The following is a 15,872-nucleotide window of genomic DNA, read 5'->3' as shown; positions in this document are numbered from 1 at the left end:
AACTTGTCCGACACGGCCGAACATCATGCACCACAACCGATCACAGTCCATCGCTACCCACCGACAACCAGTCAAAACGACGTGAGACACGGTCTTAGTTGGTGCCGCGTCGGCGCCGCGCCGCCCGCGACTCGGGATCGAGACGTTCACGTATGAAACCGTCGGCCCCTGGGCCGGCGAGGAAGGCGAGGTCGACGGCCGAGAGAGGGCGTCCGCTGTGCTGGTCCACGAGGCCGGGCATGATCTCTTCCCCGGTGTCCCGATCGGTCAGGACCACGCTCGGCGCATCCGATCCCGTGTGTTTGCGACCCCAGGCGTACAGGGCGACGAGGACCGGAGAAAGGTCTCGCCCCTTGTCGGTGATGACGTACTCGTAGCGGGGCGGGGACTGGCTGTAGCGTCTGCGTTCGAGCAGCCCGGATTCCACCAGAGCGCGCAATCTCCTGGTCAGCATATTCGGGGCGATGCCGAGGTTGCGTTCGAACTCGTCGAATCTGGTGAACCCGTCCAGCGCGTCACGCACGATCAGTAGCGTCCACCAGTCGCCGACATACTCCAGAGCGCCGGCAATCGGGCACCCCATCGCCTGGAAACTCGTTCGCCGCACCTGCTGATCCTTTCGCCATCTGCAGTGACCCTACACTAACTTGCATCATAGTAGTTACTGTTCTAGCGTGGGCGCCGCAGCCGGACCACGAGCTGCCACACCTCACCCCGGTGAACGATCGGAAGGCGCACTTGTGACTTTCTCCTCCGACAGCCCCTCAACCACCACGCTGGTTATCGGTGCGGGCGGACGACACGGCGGCACCGGCTCACATGTCGTGCGGCGTCTTCGCGAACACGACCACGCGGTCCGCGTGCTGGTCCGCGCTGATGACGAACGCGCACAACACCTTCGCGCTCTCGGCGCGCAAATCGTCGTGGGCGATCTGCTGGATCGCCGGACGCTGGATGCGGCCGTGCGAGACGCGGACACCGTGTATTTCACCTATCCGGTCGCTCCCGGCATCGTGCAGGCCGCCGCCAATCTGGCCTCCGCGATCCGGCACGCCGCGACCACGCCGCGACTGGTCGTGATGTCCATGGCGGTCTCGGCCCCCGACAACCCCAGTGGGCTGGGACGCGCGCAATGGGTCGCCGAGCAGGTGCTGTCCTGGGCCGGACTGGAACCGACGATCTTGCGGATCCAGGCCCTGTTCTACGAGAACATCGTGCTGTTGCATGCTGGATCCATCCGCGAGACCAGCAGCTTCGCCAACAGTTTCGGCGATGCCGCGGTGCCGTGGATCGGCGGTCTCGACGCCGCCGATCTCGCCGTGGCCGCGCTGACCGACCCGGCCCGATACCCTCGCGGCACCACGCACTACCCGCAGGGGGCGACCGTGCACAGCCACGCCGAGATCGCCGCTCTCATCGAAGCCGAAACGGGAACACCGGTCCGATACACCTCCATCCCTGCCGGTCAATGGCGGCGCGAACTGGAAGCCCTCGCACACAACGGCACCGAACCATCCGTCAATCCAGCAATGGCGCAGCACATTTCGGCCATCGGTGCGGTATTCTCCCAGCTGCCCCCGGCCCCGCCGGTCGATACCACCGCACTCACCGAGGCCATCGGCCGTTCGCCGCAGACGTTCGCCGAGTTCGTCCACGAACACGGTCACCAATTCGTTGCGGCCCCCGGACGTTGATCCATCGGATCCGGGCGTGTGCGCACCGGGACCTGAACATTTGAATTGGTTATCGTGGAACAGGTTTGCGGTGTTCGTCGGGTTGACCTTGAAGTTGGATCTCGTTTTCCGGTTCGGCGTCGCTCATCCTCCGCCACCGGTCGACCTGGACCTCAGAGACGGCGCGGGTGAGCTGGTCGGTGTTGCGTCGCTGGGCTTCTTCGAGGGGTTCGACCAGCCGCCAGCGCAGCGCGGCCGCGGGCTGCTCGTCCGGCAACGGACGCTGCGCGGCCGCCGTGCGGACAGCGGTCGGTATGTCCGACCCAGTGGCGGCGGCGCGGGACAGTTTCTCGGCCAGCTGCGGCCAGTACGGGTCTGTGGTGATCCGTTCGTCGATGTCTTGGGCGAGGGCTGCCCAGCGGCGGGTGCTGGTGTCGAGGTCGCCGAGACAGGACCGCACCGCGGCATCCAGCTGTAGCGGGGTGTGGCGCTCGTCGATTGGGTATTGCACTGGGCCGGTTGGGCGTCGGTCGTGGTCGGGGATCGCGTGCGCGGCGCGCCAGATCGCGAGGGACGCCTCATGCTGGCAGCGTGCATTTTGCCCGACGTCCATGCGCCGGTGGAGTAAGGCGGAGGTCCGACATCGCGACCGAGGGTCGCCTGAACGATGTCGGGTTTCCGGATGCGGGACGTGGTGACACCGACGCAGCGTCGTCTGCGCTCGGCGCATGGTCGCTAGGCACTCGGCAAGCGGCTGGCACGTTGTTTTCGTCTCGGTCGTTCCAGCCGGTTGGCCGATGTCGTCGTCGGTCGTGGTGCCGGTCAGGTGTCGAGATCGGCGGCTACCAGCGCGGCGATCTTGTCGAGGACGGCTTGGTCGTCGGTGGTGATGAGGACTGGGGTGCCTTGGGTGGCGCCGAGGGTCATGATCATCAGCGCAGAGCCCGCGTCGACCGGATCGCCGCCGACCAGCGAGAGGGTGACGGGTACGCCTGCGGCCTGGACGGCTTCGGCGATGATGTTGGCGGGACGGGCGTGCAGGCCGATGGACGAGCCGACTTCGACGGTTGTCTGAGGCATGGCGTGACTCCTTACTGTGGGGACGTTTATCCGGCGGTGACGGTGGTGGGGGAGGGTACGGCGGTTGGGGTGCGGGCCAATTCTTTGGCGACGGTGACGCAGACCGCGCCGACGAGTGTGCCCGCGGCGAGGGCGGCGAGGAACCACAGGATGTGGCCGACGGCGAAGAAGACGAAGATGCCGCCGTGTGGTGCGCTGAGCGTGGTTCCGGTGGCCATGATCAGCGCGCCGGTGACGGCGCCGCCGGTCATCATGGACGGGATGACGCGTAGCGGGTCGGCGGCTGCGAAGGGAATGGCGCCCTCGGAGATGAACGACGCGCCCAATAGCCAAGCCGCTTTGCCGTTTTCGCGTTCGGCGGTAGTGAACAGCCGTGGTCTGATCGTGGTGGCCAGTGCCATGGCCAGGGGTGGCACCATGCCGGCGGCCATCACCGCGGCCATGATGCGCAGTGACGCGGTATCGGTGACGGCCAGTCCGGCGACGGCGAAGGAGTAGGCGGCTTTGTTGACCGGTCCGCCGAGGTCGAAGCACATCATCAGGCCGAGGATGGTCCCGAGGGTGATCGCGGAGGTGCCGGACAGCCCGTTGAGCCAGTGGGTGAGTCCGCTGGTCACCGCGGCGAGCGGCTTGCCGAGCACGATGAACATGGCCGCGCCGACGATCAATGACGCGAACAGGGGGATCACAACCACCGGCATCAAGCCCCGCGCCCATTGTGGGACGGTGAGTCGCGCGATCCACAGCGCCGCGAACCCGGCGATCAGTCCGCCGACCAGACCGCCGAGGAATCCGGCCCCGACGAACACCGCGACGGCTCCGGCGGTGAATCCCGGCGCTAGGCCGGGGCGGTCGGCGATGGCGAAGGCGATGTAGCCCGCCAGCGCGGGTACGAGGAAGCCGAAAGCGAGAGTGCCGAGTTCGAACAGCACCGCGCCGAGATAGGTGGCCAGTCCCCCCTGGGGCAACGCCGTCAGCGAGTTGTCCAGCACGATGGTCTTGGCGTTGTCGGCGATCTCGTAGCCGCCCAGCAGGAAGCCGAGCGCGATGAGCAGCCCGCCCGCCGCGACGAACGGGATCATGTAGCTGACACCGGTCAGCAGGATCTGGCGCAGGCGGGTACCCCAGCCGAGAACTTCGGATTTCTCTGTGGCCGAGGCCTTTTCGTCGGGTCCGCGGCCGGGGACGGTCGCGGCGTGAGGATCGTCCGCGGCACGTAGCGCGTCGGCGATCATCGCGTCCGGCTCGTTGATCGCCCGCTTGACCGCGGAAGCTACGACGGGCTTGCCCGCGAACCGGTCGCGCCCGCGCACGCCGACGTCGGTGGCGAAGACCACCGCGGCGGCGGCCCCGATGACCTCGTCACCGAGGGGAGTGCTGCCGCTGGACCCCTGTGTTTCCACGCGCACGGTGACACCGGCGCGTTTGCCCGCGGCGACGAGGGCATCGGCGGCCATGTAGGTGTGTGCGATTCCGGTCGGGCAGGCGGTGACCGCGACGATGATGCGCTCGGCAGCCGGTTCCTCGTGCTCGGGTGTTGTGCCCGCGGTCGTGTTGTCCGCGGCGGTGGTGCTGCGCACGGTGGTAGTAGGCGGGTCGAGTACGTCCTCGACCAGGGCCACGATGTCCGCGGGTGTCGCCGCCGCGCGCAGGTCGGCGACGAATTCGGGCTTCACCAGCGCGCGCGCCAGGCTGGAGAGCAGTTTCATGTGCTCGGCTCCCGCGCCTTCGGGGGCGGCGATGAGGAAGACGAGGTCGGCGGGACCGTCCGGGGCGCCGAAATCGACGCGCGGGGCGAGCCGGGCGAACGCGAGCGAGGCTTCGGTGACGGTTGCGGCACGGCAGTGCGGAATCGCGATCCCACCGGGAAGCCCGGTCGCGGACTGGGCTTCCCGGGCCAGCGCCGCGTCCCGAAGCGCCGCCGCGTCGCGCGCACGCCCGGTTGCGGCCAGACGCCGCGCGAGTGCGGCGATCACCGCCTCCTTGGCGGCGCCGAGATCGGTGTCGAGGGTGATCAGATCCTCGGAGATGATCGAGTCGGCCACCATGGCCTCCTTCAGCTGTTGTGCAGGGCGTCCAGCGCCGTGACGTGCACGGCGTGGAGGTCGATGTCATGCGGTCCGGGTACGCCGGTGCCGGGAAGTGCGGCGGCGGCGCTGCCGTAGGCGACCGCGCGGCGCAACCGTTCGGTGGGTTCGGCGCCGTCGGAGTCGGCGAGCAGGTAGCCGGCCAAGGCCGAATCCCCCGCGCCGACCGTGCTGCGCGGTGTCACGCTCGGCGCGGGCGCGTACCAGGCGCCTTCCGGGGTGACCAGGACAGCGCCCGCCTGGCCGAGCGTCGCCAGAACCGTCCCGACGCCCCGCTCGACCAGCGTCGCGGCAGCACGGGCGGCGGCCACCGGATTCTCCAGTTCGGCGGGGTCGGCGCCGGTGAGCTGACCGAGTTCCTCGGCGTTCGGTTTCAGCAACCGCGGCGGATGGGAGCCGACGGTGGCGGCGACCGCCCGCAGCGGCGCGTCCGAGGCGTCGATCGCCACCGGAATCCCGCGCAGCCGCCGCAGCAGCGCGACATACCAGTCGGCAGGCACTCCCGGCGGCAGCGAGCCCGACAGCACCACCCAGGACGCGGCAGCGGCGAGGCCGTCGAGCGTCTCGGCCAGCGCAGCCGTGCAAGCAGTGGTCAGCGGCGGACCGGGTTCGTTGATCTTCGTCGTAGTCCCATCGGTTTCCGCGATCGTGAGATTGGTTCGCGCCGTCCCCGCCATCGGAACAGCCCGGTAGGCGATGCCGGCGTCGCCGAGCTGCCGCAGAAGCGGATCGCTGGTGTTGCCGGGCAGCACGGCGACAGTTTCACGGCCCGCGGCGGCGATCACCCTCGAGACGTTGACGCCCTTACCGCCGGGATGCGAGTTCACGGTGGCGGCGCGGTGCACGGCGCCGCGGTGCAACGCCTCGGTGAGGGTGATGGTGCGATCGATGCTGGGGTTGGCGGTGAGCGTGACGATCATGCCGTGACCACCTCGAGGCCGGACGCGCTGAGTTCGCTGCGCACCGAATCCGGCACGCCGGTGTCGGTGACCAGGGCATCGACGTCCTCGACCTCTGCGAAGCGCACCAGATCCTCGCGGCCGATCTTGGTGGAATCGGCGACCACGACGACGCGGTGCGCGCTGGCCACCATGGCTCGCTTGACCGCGGCCTCATCGATGTCCGGGGTGGACAGCCCGTGCGCGGTGGTCAACGCGTTGGTCCCGAGAAAACAGACATCGACCCGCAGCTCGGCGAGCATGCGCTGGGTCTCCGGGCCGACGGCGGCCTGGGTGACGCCGCGGACGCGTCCGCCGAGCAGGTGCAACCGCACCGCGGCGTGCCCGCTGAGGCGGGCCGCGATCGGCACCGAGTTGGTGACCGCTACCAGCTCGCGGTCGGTCGGCAGCAGGGCGGCGATCCGCGCGGTGGTTGTGCCCGCGTCGAACAGGACGCTGCCGCCGGTGGGCGGCAGGAAATCCAAGGCCGCCTTGGCGATGCGGTCCTTCTCCGCCGCACGGCTGTGCTCGCGTTCGCCGGTGCCGAGCTCGATCGCGGTCAGCGCCGCGGCCGGCACCGCGCCGCCGTGCACACGCCTGACCAAGCCCATCCGGTCCAGTACCGCGAGATCACGCCGGACCGTCTCGGTGGTGACGCCGTACTGGTCGGACAGCTCGGTGACCGACACGCGGCCTCGTTGCCCGACCAGCGTCGCGATCGCCTGCTGCCGTTCCTCGGCGTACATCCGACCTCCCGGTTCGATGTTGGTTTATGTTGTTTTATATCTGTCTGTATTGCTTTGTCAATGATGTGGCGTAGTGTGGATCACATCGAAGGGTGGGCGGGCATGGAATCGGGCTCGCTGGTTCAGCTTGTGGAGGTAAGCAACAGGTGACGGGATCTTTGCAGGTAGAGACGGGATCTGTAGGGCTGGGCGGCACACCGGCTGTCTCCGGGGTGGCGTACGCGCCCGCTGTCCGGCCGGGCGCCCGGCCGCGTGTTCCGGAGTCGGCTGATGTGATTCCCGAGTCCGATCGGGCATCCGAGCAGGCTGCGCTGCTGGCCGCGGCGACGACGGTCGCGGACCGGTTGCGGGCGCGCGCGGCACGGGCTGGTGGCGCCGCCGCGGAAGTTCTCGCCGCCAACGCCGCGATGGCCACCGACCGCGGCTGGCTCGGTGTGGCGCAGAAGCTGATCGCGGCGGGCACACCGGCACGCGCGGCGGCGGTCGCGGCCACCGACCAGATCGCCGAGATGTTCACCAAGCTCGGCGGGCTCATGGCCGAACGCGTGACAGACCTCCGCGACGTCTGCGATCGGGTCGTCGCCGAGCTGGCCGGCGGGCCCGAACCCGGCATTCCGGTACCTCAACAGCCCGCGATTCTGCTCGCCGAGGACCTCGCGCCCGCGGATGCGGCGGGGCTGGACCCCTCGCTCATCATCGGCTTGGCCACGTCCTTCGGCGGACCTACCAGCCACACGGCGATCATCGCTCGGCAACTCGGCATCCCCTGTGTCGTCGCGGTGACCGGTCTCGACGCAATCGCGGCGGGTACACCCGTTCTGCTCGACGGCTCGTCCGGGCGCATCGTCATCGATCCCGATCCCGACCTCGCGGCGCGCGCGGTGGAGCAGTTCCGTGCCCGGACCGCACGCGACGCCGCCTGGGCCGGGCCGGGCGCTACCGCGGACGGCCACGGGGTGGAAGTCCTGGTCAACGTCCAAGACGGCCCGAGTGCGCAAGCCGCGCGCCGGACACCGGCCGAAGGTGTCGGCCTGTTCCGCACCGAATTGTGCTTCCTGGACCGGGAAACCGAGCCGACGGTAGCGGAGCAGGCACGCATCTACCGCGAAGTGCTCGACGCCTACGCCGGCGCGAAGGTGGTGATCCGGACCCTGGACGCCGGATCGGACAAGCCGCTGCGGTTCGTCGACCATCCCGACGAGGCCAATCCCGCGCTCGGGGTGCGGGGTGTCCGCATTGCCGCGCGTGACACCGGAATCCTCGACCGGCAACTCGACGCGATCGCCCGAGCCGCCGTCGGGCGCGCGCCGACACCGTGGGTGATGGCACCGATGATCTCGACCGCGGCCGAAGCGGAATCCTTCGCCGAGAAGGTGCGGGAGCGTGGGCTGATCCCCGGCGCGATGGTCGAGGTGCCCGCCGCTGCGCTCACCGCGGAAGCCATTCTGCGCCACGTCGATTTCCTCTCCCTCGGCACCAACGACCTCGCGCAGTACACGATGGCGGCCGACCGGATGTCTCCCGCGCTGGCCGCCCTCACCGACCCGTGGCAGCCGGCGGTGCTGGCTCTCGTGGCACGCACCGCGGCCGCGGGTCAACGACTGGGCAAGCCCGTAGGGGTGTGCGGCGAAGCCGCAGCCGATCCGGCCCTGGCTTGCGTCCTGGTCGGGCTTGGCGTCGGATCATTGTCCATGGCAGCAGGCGCCATCGCCGCGGTAGGCGCCCGCCTTGCCGAGACGACTCGCGAGCAGTGCCGCCGCGCCGCGGACGCGGCATTGACGGCAGCCGATCCGGCAGCAGCTCGCACGGCCGTGCGAGCGGTACTCGGATCGACTCCCGGCGCCTGACCGATGTTCACCTATCCGCCATCCGCACTCGCCGTCCGGGGACGTGCGCGCCTGGTTTCAGCGTGCGGTTCCGAAGCGGTGCCGATCTGTCTGCATTTGTCCCACGGCGCGTGGGTGGACTGGACGGCCGAGTGGTTTCGTGTCGGCCGCCAAGCCGGTGAGACCCGCGAGTCGACGGGCTGCGAGGATCTCCTCGATCGCGTCGGGTGTGAGCAAGCCGCGTTCGATCGCGATCTCCGCGACGGACTGCCCAGTTTGCAGCGCCTGTTTGGCGATATGGGCGCTGGCGGCGTAGCCGATGTAGGGGGTCAGCGCTGTCACGATACCGACGGAACGTCGAACGCCCTGCTCGAGGTGGTCGCGGTTGGGGGTGATGCCCGCGACGCATTTGGTCGCCAGGGTGTCGACCGCGGCGGTCAGGTGTGTAGTCGTGCGCAGCATGCCGTAGGCGATGATCGGTTCGAAGGCGTTGAGTTGCAGCTGCCCGGCCTCCGCGGCCATGGTGACGGTCAGGTCGTTGCCGATGGTCTCGAACGCGACCTGGTTGACGATCTCCGGAATGACCGGGTTGACCTTCCCCGGCATGATCGATGACCCGGCTTGGACCGGCGGCAGGTTGATCTCGCCGAAACCGGTTGTCGGACCTGAGGAGATCAACCGCAGGTCGTTGCACATCTTGGACAGTTTCACCGCGACCCGCTTGAGGACGCCGGAGACCTGAACGAAGGCGCCGCAGTCCTGGGTGGCCTCGATCAGGTTGGCCGCGGGGGTGACGAGTTCGCCGGTGAGCTCGGCGAGGTGGGCGCAGGCCAGCGCCGGGTAGCTCGGGTGGCCGTTGATGGCGGTGCCGATCGCGGTGCCGCCGAGGTTGCTCTCGCACAGCAGGGCGATGCCTTCTTCGAGCCGGTCGCAGTCCTCGGCCACCATGATCGCGAAGGTGCCGAATTCCTGTCCGAGGGTCATCGGCACGGCGTCTTGTAGTTGGGTGCGGCCCATTTTGATGACGTCGGCGAATTCGTCGGCCTTGGCGCCGAAGGTATCCGCGAGGCGGCGTAGGGCGGCGACGAGGTCGCGGATGTGCCGCACGACGGCGAGCCGGACGGCGGTCGGGTACACGTCGTTGGTGGATTGGCCGAGATTGACGTGGTCGAGCGGGTGCACTTCGGTGTAGGTCCCGCGGTCGTAGCCGAGCAACTCCAGCGCCCGGTTGGCGATGACCTCGTTGGCGTTCATGTTCGTCGAGGTTCCCGCGCCGCCTTGGATCGGGTCGATCGGGAACTGGTCGTGTAGCGCACCGCCCCTGATCTCGGCGCAGGCCGATTCGATCGCCTCGGCGCGGCGAGAGTCGAGGATGCCGAGCTCGCGGTTGGCGCGGCAGGCGGCCTGCTTGACCGCGGCGAGCGTGGCGACGAGCGCCGGGTATCGGCCGATGGTGTCGCCGGTGATGGCGAAATTGTCCAGTGCGCGTGCGGTGTGGATGCCCCAATAGGCGTCGGCGGGCACAGCACGGGTGCCGAGCGAGTCTTGTTCGGTTCGGGTGCTGTCGGTCATCATCGGCTCCGTGCGGTGAGGGCGTCTTCGTGGGGGGATACCGGGGGCGCGCCGGCCGGATTCGACAGCTCGCCGAGCATGTTGGTCGTCATCCAGTCCCGCAGCCGACCGCCGGAGAAGCCGAGGTCGACGAGATAGGCCAGTTTGGCCAGTGCCGCTTCTCTGGTCATGTCCCCTCCGCTGATCGCGCCCGCGTCCAGGAGCGCTCGTCCGGGCAGGTACCGCTCGAGATCGACCGAACCGCTGTCACACTGAGTGATCACGACGATCGGGGTTCCGCGCCGCGTCGCCGTCCGGATCGTCTCGATGAACTCGGCTGTGTGCGGCATCGTGCCCGAGCCGTAGCATTCCAGGACGACTCCACCGGAATACTGCCGGATCGCCGCGCTGAGCAGATCGGTGTGCAGTCCCGGAAAGACGGTGAGCAGTCCCACCGGGAGGCGTGCGGCAGCGCTGCGCCGATGCGGTAGCGGTGCCACAGGCGACAGTGGCGGGGTGAATTCCCGAACGGTGGTGAAGCCGTCGTAGTCGTCGCACGCACGTTTGCTGGCCCGCACGGCGGGATGCAACCCCGAGCCGAACGCGATATATGTTCCCGGAACTGGTCGAGTGGCAATCGAATCCAGTGCCAGATGCATGTTGTGTTGCGCGTCGCTGCCGGGCTGACCGAGCGGTATCTGCGCGCCGGTCAGCACCACTGGGGCTGCGAGATCGCGCAGTTCGAAGGCGACGCGGGCACCGACATAGGCCATGGTGTCGGTTCCGTGAATGACGACGACGCCGTGCGGGCGCTCCGATTCGACGCGGCGCCGCACCCACTGCGCGATCCGGAAGGCGGTGTTCGAGTCGGCGGCGCCGCTGTCGATGACACGGTCGGATTCGGCGTACCAGAACTCGACCGGCCGCCTCCTCGTGTCCTCGTATCGAGCGATGACGTCGGCGACTTCGGCAGTGATTCCCGACCGCGGTGCCATACCCGCGCCGTGGTCGGCCATTCCGAACGTGCCGCCTGTGTAGAGAACGTGAACCCGCAACGCCGTGGGATGTGCTGTTCGGTGGGTGATCATGCGCCCGGCGCTCCCTCAGCGGCGTCCGGCCGATCCAGCGGGGCGAGCACGTCCGGATCGAGGCGGCCCCTGATCCGGAACCATCCTGCGACCATGGCCGCGACGACCACGCTGAACGCCGCGAGCGTGATACGCCCGATCTCGTCGTCGAAGAACATCAGCGTGACGACACCGGCCAGGAACACCAGGGTGAGGATGTTGAGCACAGGAGCGAACGGAAGCCGGAACGCCGGTCGGCGGTACTCGCCGCGCTGGGACTTCCGCACGAATATCCAATGGCAGATCATGATCGAAGCCCAGGTTCCGACGATGCCGAGTCCGGCCAGGTTCAGCACGATCTCGAACGCTTTCTCGGGGACCAGGAGGTTCAGCACGACGCCGGCGATGCCCACCGAACTGGTGATCAGGATTCCGCCGTAGGGAACGCCGTGGCGATTCATCCGGGCGGCGAAGCGTGGCGCCGCCCCGGCCACGGCCATCGACCGCAGGGTGCGACCGGTCGCGTACAGACCCGCGTTCAGGCTGGACATCGCGGCGGTGAGCACGACGAGGTTCATGACATCGCCCGCGTGCGGGATCCCGATGGAGCTCATGACGGTTACGAAGGGGCTCTCGCTGGGGGAGTAGGCGGTCCACGGCAGCAACAGCGTGAACAGCACCACCGAGCCCGCGTAGAACAGGATGATCCGCCACATGATCGAGTTGACGGCCCTCGGGATCACGGCGGCGGGGTCGTCGGATTCACCGGCGGCCACGCCGATCATCTCCGTCCCGCCGAACGCGAAGACCACCCCGAGCGCAATGGTCAGCATCGGAGCGAGACCATGCGGGAAGAAACCGCCGTTGTCGGTGATCGTCGACAAGCCGGGAACATTACCGTCGACCGGTGTGCCGGTGACGAGAAACACGACCGCCAGCAGCATGAACGCGACGATGGTGCCGACCTTGATCAGCGCGAACCAGAACTCGAACTCGCCGAACAGGCGCACCGACACCACGTTGAGCCCGACGACCACCGCCAGCGCGATCAGTGCGAGGATCCACTGGGGGATCGGCACGAACGGCGACCAGAAATGCACGTACAGCGCCACGGCGGTGATGTCGGCGACCAAGGTGGTCGACCAATTCAGGAAGTACAGCCAGCCGACCGAATATGCTCCGCGCTCGCCGAGGAATTCGCGGGCGTAGGAGACGAACGCACCGGATGACGGCCGGTACATCACCAGCTCGCCGAGCGCGCGAACGACCATGAAGGTGAAGACGCCGCACACGATGTAGACGATGGCCAGCGCCGGCCCGGCTAGCGCCATGCGGCCGCTGGCTCCGAGGAAAAGCCCGGTGCCGATGGAGCCGCCGATCGCGATCATCTGCATATGGCGCTTGCGGAGCTGTTTCTGATAACCGACGTCACCGACGTCGAGCTTCGCTGGTGGGGTGGCTGGCCGGGCCGACAGTTCGTCGTGCTGCGTCATGGAAACCTTCCTCGGGCCGATTCAACCTGCGCGGCACGCCGGCTCGTAGAAGTATGGCTGCCATGCGGTCAGGCTGTAAGACAGGTTGTACTGTAATTGGGGTCACATTCCATGTCAATATCGATCTCGGGGCGAAACATGCTGGACCTAGCGTTTTGACGCTCTATCGGCGGGTCTCCATACTTGGTCACGTGACAGTCGAAGAAGGCCGAGTGCACCGCATCGGCGCTACGGAAGCGGTCTTTCGTCGGCTTAAGGAGCTGATCCAGAGCGGCGAGTACGCGGTAGGCGACCGCCTACCCGCCGAACTCGCCTTGGCTCAACAGTTCGGCGTCAGCCGTCCGGTGGTGCGGGAGGCGCTGCACGCCTGTGCGACCCTCGGACTCACCGAAACGCACACGGGCCGAGGAACTTTCGTCGTGTCCAAAAAGGAGAGCCCGCAGCTGACGTTCGCCGGTGTCGACGCCGCAGATCTGATCGAGGCCCGCCAACTCATCGAGATCCCCACCGCGGGGTTCGCAGCGCAACGCCGCACGCCGGACCAGCTGCGGCGGCTCTTCGAGCTGCTCGACAAACTGGCGGGGGCCACCGACGCCCGCGAGTGGGTCCGTTACGACGGCGAGTTGCACACCGCCATCGCGGCCGCCAGCGGAAACAGCATGCTGACCGCGGTGGTCGCCGACACCCGCCGCGCGCTGGACCCGCAATCGGAATTCCTCAATCTGACCCAAGACCGCCGCGCCGACTCCGATCGCGAACACGAAACCATCGTCCGAGCCATCGAGTCCGGCTCACCCGAGGCCGCGCGCCAAGCGATGGCCGACCACCTGCAACGGGTAGCGGACACGATCGCCCGCATCGGCGAGTAGTAGCAAGCGGATCGTGGCGCGACCCATCGACGGGTTGCTCTGTCGGAACCAGCGATCGCACCCGGGCCGCTGCTGAGCGAACCCGATCGGCGCCTACTCGTCGCGCCGACATCGGCTACCGGCACGAGGCGTGAGGTTGGCAGCGAGCGCGCTCGGTCGGTGCGACGACGCGGTGTTCGGCGGCACGGTGTCCAGCACCGGGATAGCGGTACCGACCGGGCTGTCAGCACCAATGTGCCCGGATGTCGACGCAATCCGGTGCGGTAGGGATCAGGCGTTCATCAAGGGTCGTCCACCCGGACGAGGAGAATGGCGTCGCTTCGGCAAGAATCAGGTGGTGAACAAGGGCACGCTTCCGAACGAGTGGACCATCGAGGCTGATTATCGGCTTCACTGGTCTGTGTCTCGCGCGCGGTGTCGATGACGGCGAGTGGTACATGGGCCGTCGGGGCGAACCAGTGGAGCCGATCTACTGCTGGTCCAGCTACGGCGAGCATCTCGGCACGGCGGTTGACGGCCTGTAGGACAAGCCCAAGCACCAGCCGGAACGACAGAACCGCGTCAGCCTATGGCAGGTACAAACTCCTAACGTGCGCCAGAGGTCCGTGCGTATTCAGCGCGGGTGAAGCGTCTTCCGTGGGAATCGGTCGGAATCATGCTGTGGCAGCGCGGAGGCGTCCGGCTCCGGCGAACTGTGGACTCGAAACGAGGGACACTGGGCTGTGCGTCGATAGTGTTGTGACCATGCTGCTGTGGATCAATGGGCCCTTTGGTGGGGGCAAGACCCAGACTGCGTTCGAGCTGCACCGGCGTCTTCCCGGCAGTGTCGTATGCGATCCGGAAGAGGTGGGGTTCGGGCTGCATCGAATGATGCCGTCTTCGTTGCGTGACGACTTCCAGGACTTTCCCAGCTGGCGGCAGGGGGTGTTCGAGGTGCTCGACCACGTGCTTCACAAGCACGACGGCGTGGTGATCGCACCGATGACTGTCGTGGATCCTCGGTATTTTTCCGAGACGGTGGGACGGCTGCGGTTGGCGGGACACGACGTGCGTCATTTCGCGCTGCTGGCCGAGCGGGAAACGGTGCTGCGTCGTCTTCGTGATCGTGGACTCGGGTTTGCGCCGCTCTTCCACTTGGTCGGTCAGGGCGATCTCCTGCTGCGCGGAGAACAGTTCGCTGTGGACAAGCTCGACTACTGCCTCGCGCAGTTGAGCAGACCCGAGTTCGCCGAACATATATGGACCGACACAACCGCGGTGAGGTCAGTAGCCGACCGTATCGCCGACAGGGTCGGTGTGACACTGGCCCCCAACACCGACGGTCGGATGCGCGGCAGGCTGCGCCGGATGGCGGTCACTGTCCGTCACGCCCGTCGGTGAGCACGAGTTCAGCCGACATGCGTCCTGGAGTTCAGTTGGCGGGCGAACGCGACGAGCATCGTCGGTAGCGACACCATCAGTGTTGGGTGCCAGGCGCACGACGAGGTCAGCGTGCGGCAGCAACCACACTGCGTTCGACCGATGATGCAGCAGTTGCGCGTCGCGGCCGTCGATGCCGAATTCCGGACAGGCGGCGCGCACAACTGCGCGGCCGGGGGTGGCTTTCAGTGGTCATGAAGCCGCAGTAGCGAGGACTCACCGGATACACCGCGCTGTCCGTGATGGCCAGGGCGCTTCCGCCGCGCCCCGCGCTCGCTGCGCTTTGCCCGCGGCAGGCCGCGATCGAGGAGCCCGAGACCGCCGCCCCGCTAGCCCGGCGGCGCGCTTGCCGACGAAGGGGCGCCCCATGCAAGCGGAACTGGCTGTATGGCGGCCGGGAATCGATGACTCCGTTGAGCCGCGCTTCGACGGCGGTCATGTCGTCAGGGCCGAGTTTCCGCCCCCTCGACCGCTGCGGCAGCGTCTGCCCGGATCCGGGATTCGATGTGCCGGATCAGCTTGGTGAGGTCCGCGCAGTACACCGAGGGGTTACGGAATCCCTCGCCTTCCTGATACCGGGTGACGTAATGTCCGCCGCCACACACGGTGTGGATCGGACAGCTCCGGCAGGTGTCGCTAACGGCTCCTGACAGGTTCGTCCGGGTGGCGTTGACTCCTGTTGCAGTGCAGTATGTTTCGTCGTGGCGGCACCGTGGGTCGTGGATGACGAGTTGTGGGCAGTGATCGAACCGCTACTGCCGGTCCGGGCGCCGGGTACGCCGGGGCCGACGCGTTGATCGATTTCGACCGGGTCATCGCCGACGCCTCGCACGTGCGGGCGAAAAAAGGAGGCGCCGCGACCGGTCCGAGCCCGGTCGACCGCCGTAAACAGGATCGAAACACCACATCCTGACCTGCGGAAACGGGCTACCTCTCGCGGTCGCGCTGTCGGGCGCCAACATCAACGACCACCTGATGCCGCCGGAGTTGCTCGACCGGGTCCGGCCGCTGCGCGGCAGAACGGGTCGACCTGCCGCGCCGCGCTCATTTCAATCGTCGTCACGCCGCGTTCGCCGCGCTCGACCGTGGCAGTCGTGTCATCAGGTACATGAAGGACCGGACC

Annotated in this window: 14 protein-coding genes; 5 read left to right on the top strand and 9 right to left on the bottom strand. The window is 67.8% G+C overall.

The window, feature by feature from the left end:
• Positions 1 to 94: 94 nt before the first annotated feature.
• Positions 95 to 607, bottom strand: a complete 513-nt coding sequence (locus ACWEKR_RS05405; RefSeq protein ID WP_452353433.1) for a winged helix-turn-helix transcriptional regulator — start codon at positions 605 to 607, stop codon at positions 95 to 97.
• Between the two features lie 133 nt (positions 608 to 740).
• On the opposite strand from ACWEKR_RS05405, the gene ACWEKR_RS05400 reads away from it, so the two are divergent.
• A complete protein-coding gene (locus ACWEKR_RS05400; RefSeq protein ID WP_452353432.1) occupies positions 741 to 1,694 on the top strand; it encodes an NmrA family NAD(P)-binding protein in 954 nt (317 codons plus the stop codon).
• Positions 1,695 to 1,743: 49 nt separating this feature from the next.
• Here ACWEKR_RS05400 and ACWEKR_RS05395 read toward each other — a convergent pair whose 3' ends face one another.
• The 5 genes from ACWEKR_RS05395 to ACWEKR_RS05375 all read right to left on the bottom strand — a co-directional run bounded on the left by ACWEKR_RS05395 (position 1,744) and on the right by ACWEKR_RS05375 (position 6,524).
• Positions 1,744 to 2,184, bottom strand: coding sequence for a hypothetical protein (locus tag ACWEKR_RS05395; protein ID WP_452353431.1), 441 nt, complete (start codon positions 2,182 to 2,184; stop codon positions 1,744 to 1,746).
• Positions 2,185 to 2,495: 311 nt separating this feature from the next.
• Positions 2,496 to 2,753 carry an HPr family phosphocarrier protein gene (locus tag ACWEKR_RS05390; protein ID WP_452353430.1) on the bottom strand — a complete coding sequence of 86 codons (258 nt, stop codon included), beginning with the start codon at positions 2,751 to 2,753 and terminating at the stop codon, positions 2,496 to 2,498.
• A gap of 26 nt (positions 2,754 to 2,779) precedes the next feature.
• Entirely contained in the window at positions 2,780 to 4,798 is a 2,019-nt protein-coding gene (locus tag ACWEKR_RS05385) for a PTS fructose transporter subunit IIABC (protein ID WP_452353429.1), read from the bottom strand.
• An 11-nt stretch (positions 4,799 to 4,809) separates the two neighbouring features.
• Positions 4,810 to 5,760, bottom strand: a complete 951-nt coding sequence (gene pfkB / locus ACWEKR_RS05380; protein ID WP_452353428.1) for a 1-phosphofructokinase — start codon at positions 5,758 to 5,760, stop codon at positions 4,810 to 4,812.
• Positions 5,757 to 6,524: a DeoR/GlpR family DNA-binding transcription regulator gene (locus tag ACWEKR_RS05375; protein ID WP_452353427.1), complete on the bottom strand. Its 768-nt coding sequence runs from the start codon at positions 6,522 to 6,524 to the stop codon at positions 5,757 to 5,759. The genes pfkB and ACWEKR_RS05375 overlap by 4 nt, the downstream gene beginning before the upstream one ends.
• A 146-nt stretch (positions 6,525 to 6,670) precedes the next feature.
• Between ACWEKR_RS05375 and ACWEKR_RS05370 the strand changes: the two genes are divergently transcribed.
• Entirely contained in the window at positions 6,671 to 8,371 is a 1,701-nt protein-coding gene (locus ACWEKR_RS05370; protein WP_452353426.1) for a phosphoenolpyruvate--protein phosphotransferase, read from the top strand.
• A 57-nt stretch (positions 8,372 to 8,428) separates the two neighbouring features.
• Here the strand turns inward: ACWEKR_RS05370 and ACWEKR_RS05365 are convergent, their stop codons facing one another.
• Genes ACWEKR_RS05365 through ACWEKR_RS05355 form a run of 3 tightly spaced genes read right to left on the bottom strand, consistent with a single transcriptional unit; the run spans position 8,429 to position 12,461 of the window.
• On the bottom strand, positions 8,429 to 9,922 hold the full coding sequence (locus ACWEKR_RS05365; protein WP_452353425.1) for an aspartate ammonia-lyase: 1,494 nt from the start codon (positions 9,920 to 9,922) through the stop codon (positions 8,429 to 8,431).
• A complete protein-coding gene (locus tag ACWEKR_RS05360; protein ID WP_452353424.1) occupies positions 9,922 to 10,989 on the bottom strand; it encodes an asparaginase domain-containing protein in 1,068 nt (355 codons plus the stop codon). The genes ACWEKR_RS05365 and ACWEKR_RS05360 overlap by 1 nt, the downstream gene beginning before the upstream one ends.
• Positions 10,986 to 12,461 (bottom strand): amino acid permease, encoded by a 1,476-nt coding sequence (locus tag ACWEKR_RS05355; RefSeq protein ID WP_452353423.1) that lies wholly within the window; start codon positions 12,459 to 12,461, stop codon positions 10,986 to 10,988. Before ACWEKR_RS05355 ends, ACWEKR_RS05360 begins: the two co-directional genes overlap by 4 nt.
• A 191-nt stretch (positions 12,462 to 12,652) precedes the next feature.
• Here ACWEKR_RS05355 and ACWEKR_RS05350 point away from each other — a divergent pair, with 191 nt between their 5' ends.
• The 3 genes from ACWEKR_RS05350 to ACWEKR_RS05340 all read left to right on the top strand — a co-directional run bounded on the left by ACWEKR_RS05350 (position 12,653) and on the right by ACWEKR_RS05340 (position 15,662).
• Positions 12,653 to 13,330: a FadR/GntR family transcriptional regulator gene (locus tag ACWEKR_RS05350; RefSeq protein ID WP_452353422.1), complete on the top strand. Its 678-nt coding sequence runs from the start codon at positions 12,653 to 12,655 to the stop codon at positions 13,328 to 13,330.
• A gap of 744 nt (positions 13,331 to 14,074) precedes the next feature.
• On the top strand, positions 14,075 to 14,710 hold the full coding sequence (locus tag ACWEKR_RS05345) for an AAA family ATPase (protein WP_452353447.1): 636 nt from the start codon (positions 14,075 to 14,077) through the stop codon (positions 14,708 to 14,710).
• 772 nt (positions 14,711 to 15,482) lie between these two features.
• Positions 15,483 to 15,662 carry a hypothetical protein gene (locus tag ACWEKR_RS05340; protein WP_452353421.1) on the top strand — a complete coding sequence of 60 codons (180 nt, stop codon included), beginning with the start codon at positions 15,483 to 15,485 and terminating at the stop codon, positions 15,660 to 15,662.
• The last annotated feature ends 210 nt before the right edge of the window (positions 15,663 to 15,872 follow it).

Source organism: Nocardia sp. NPDC004573, from assembly GCF_053602135.1.
Note: the sequence above shows the minus strand (reverse complement) of the source record. Positions and strands in the feature narration are given on the sequence as shown.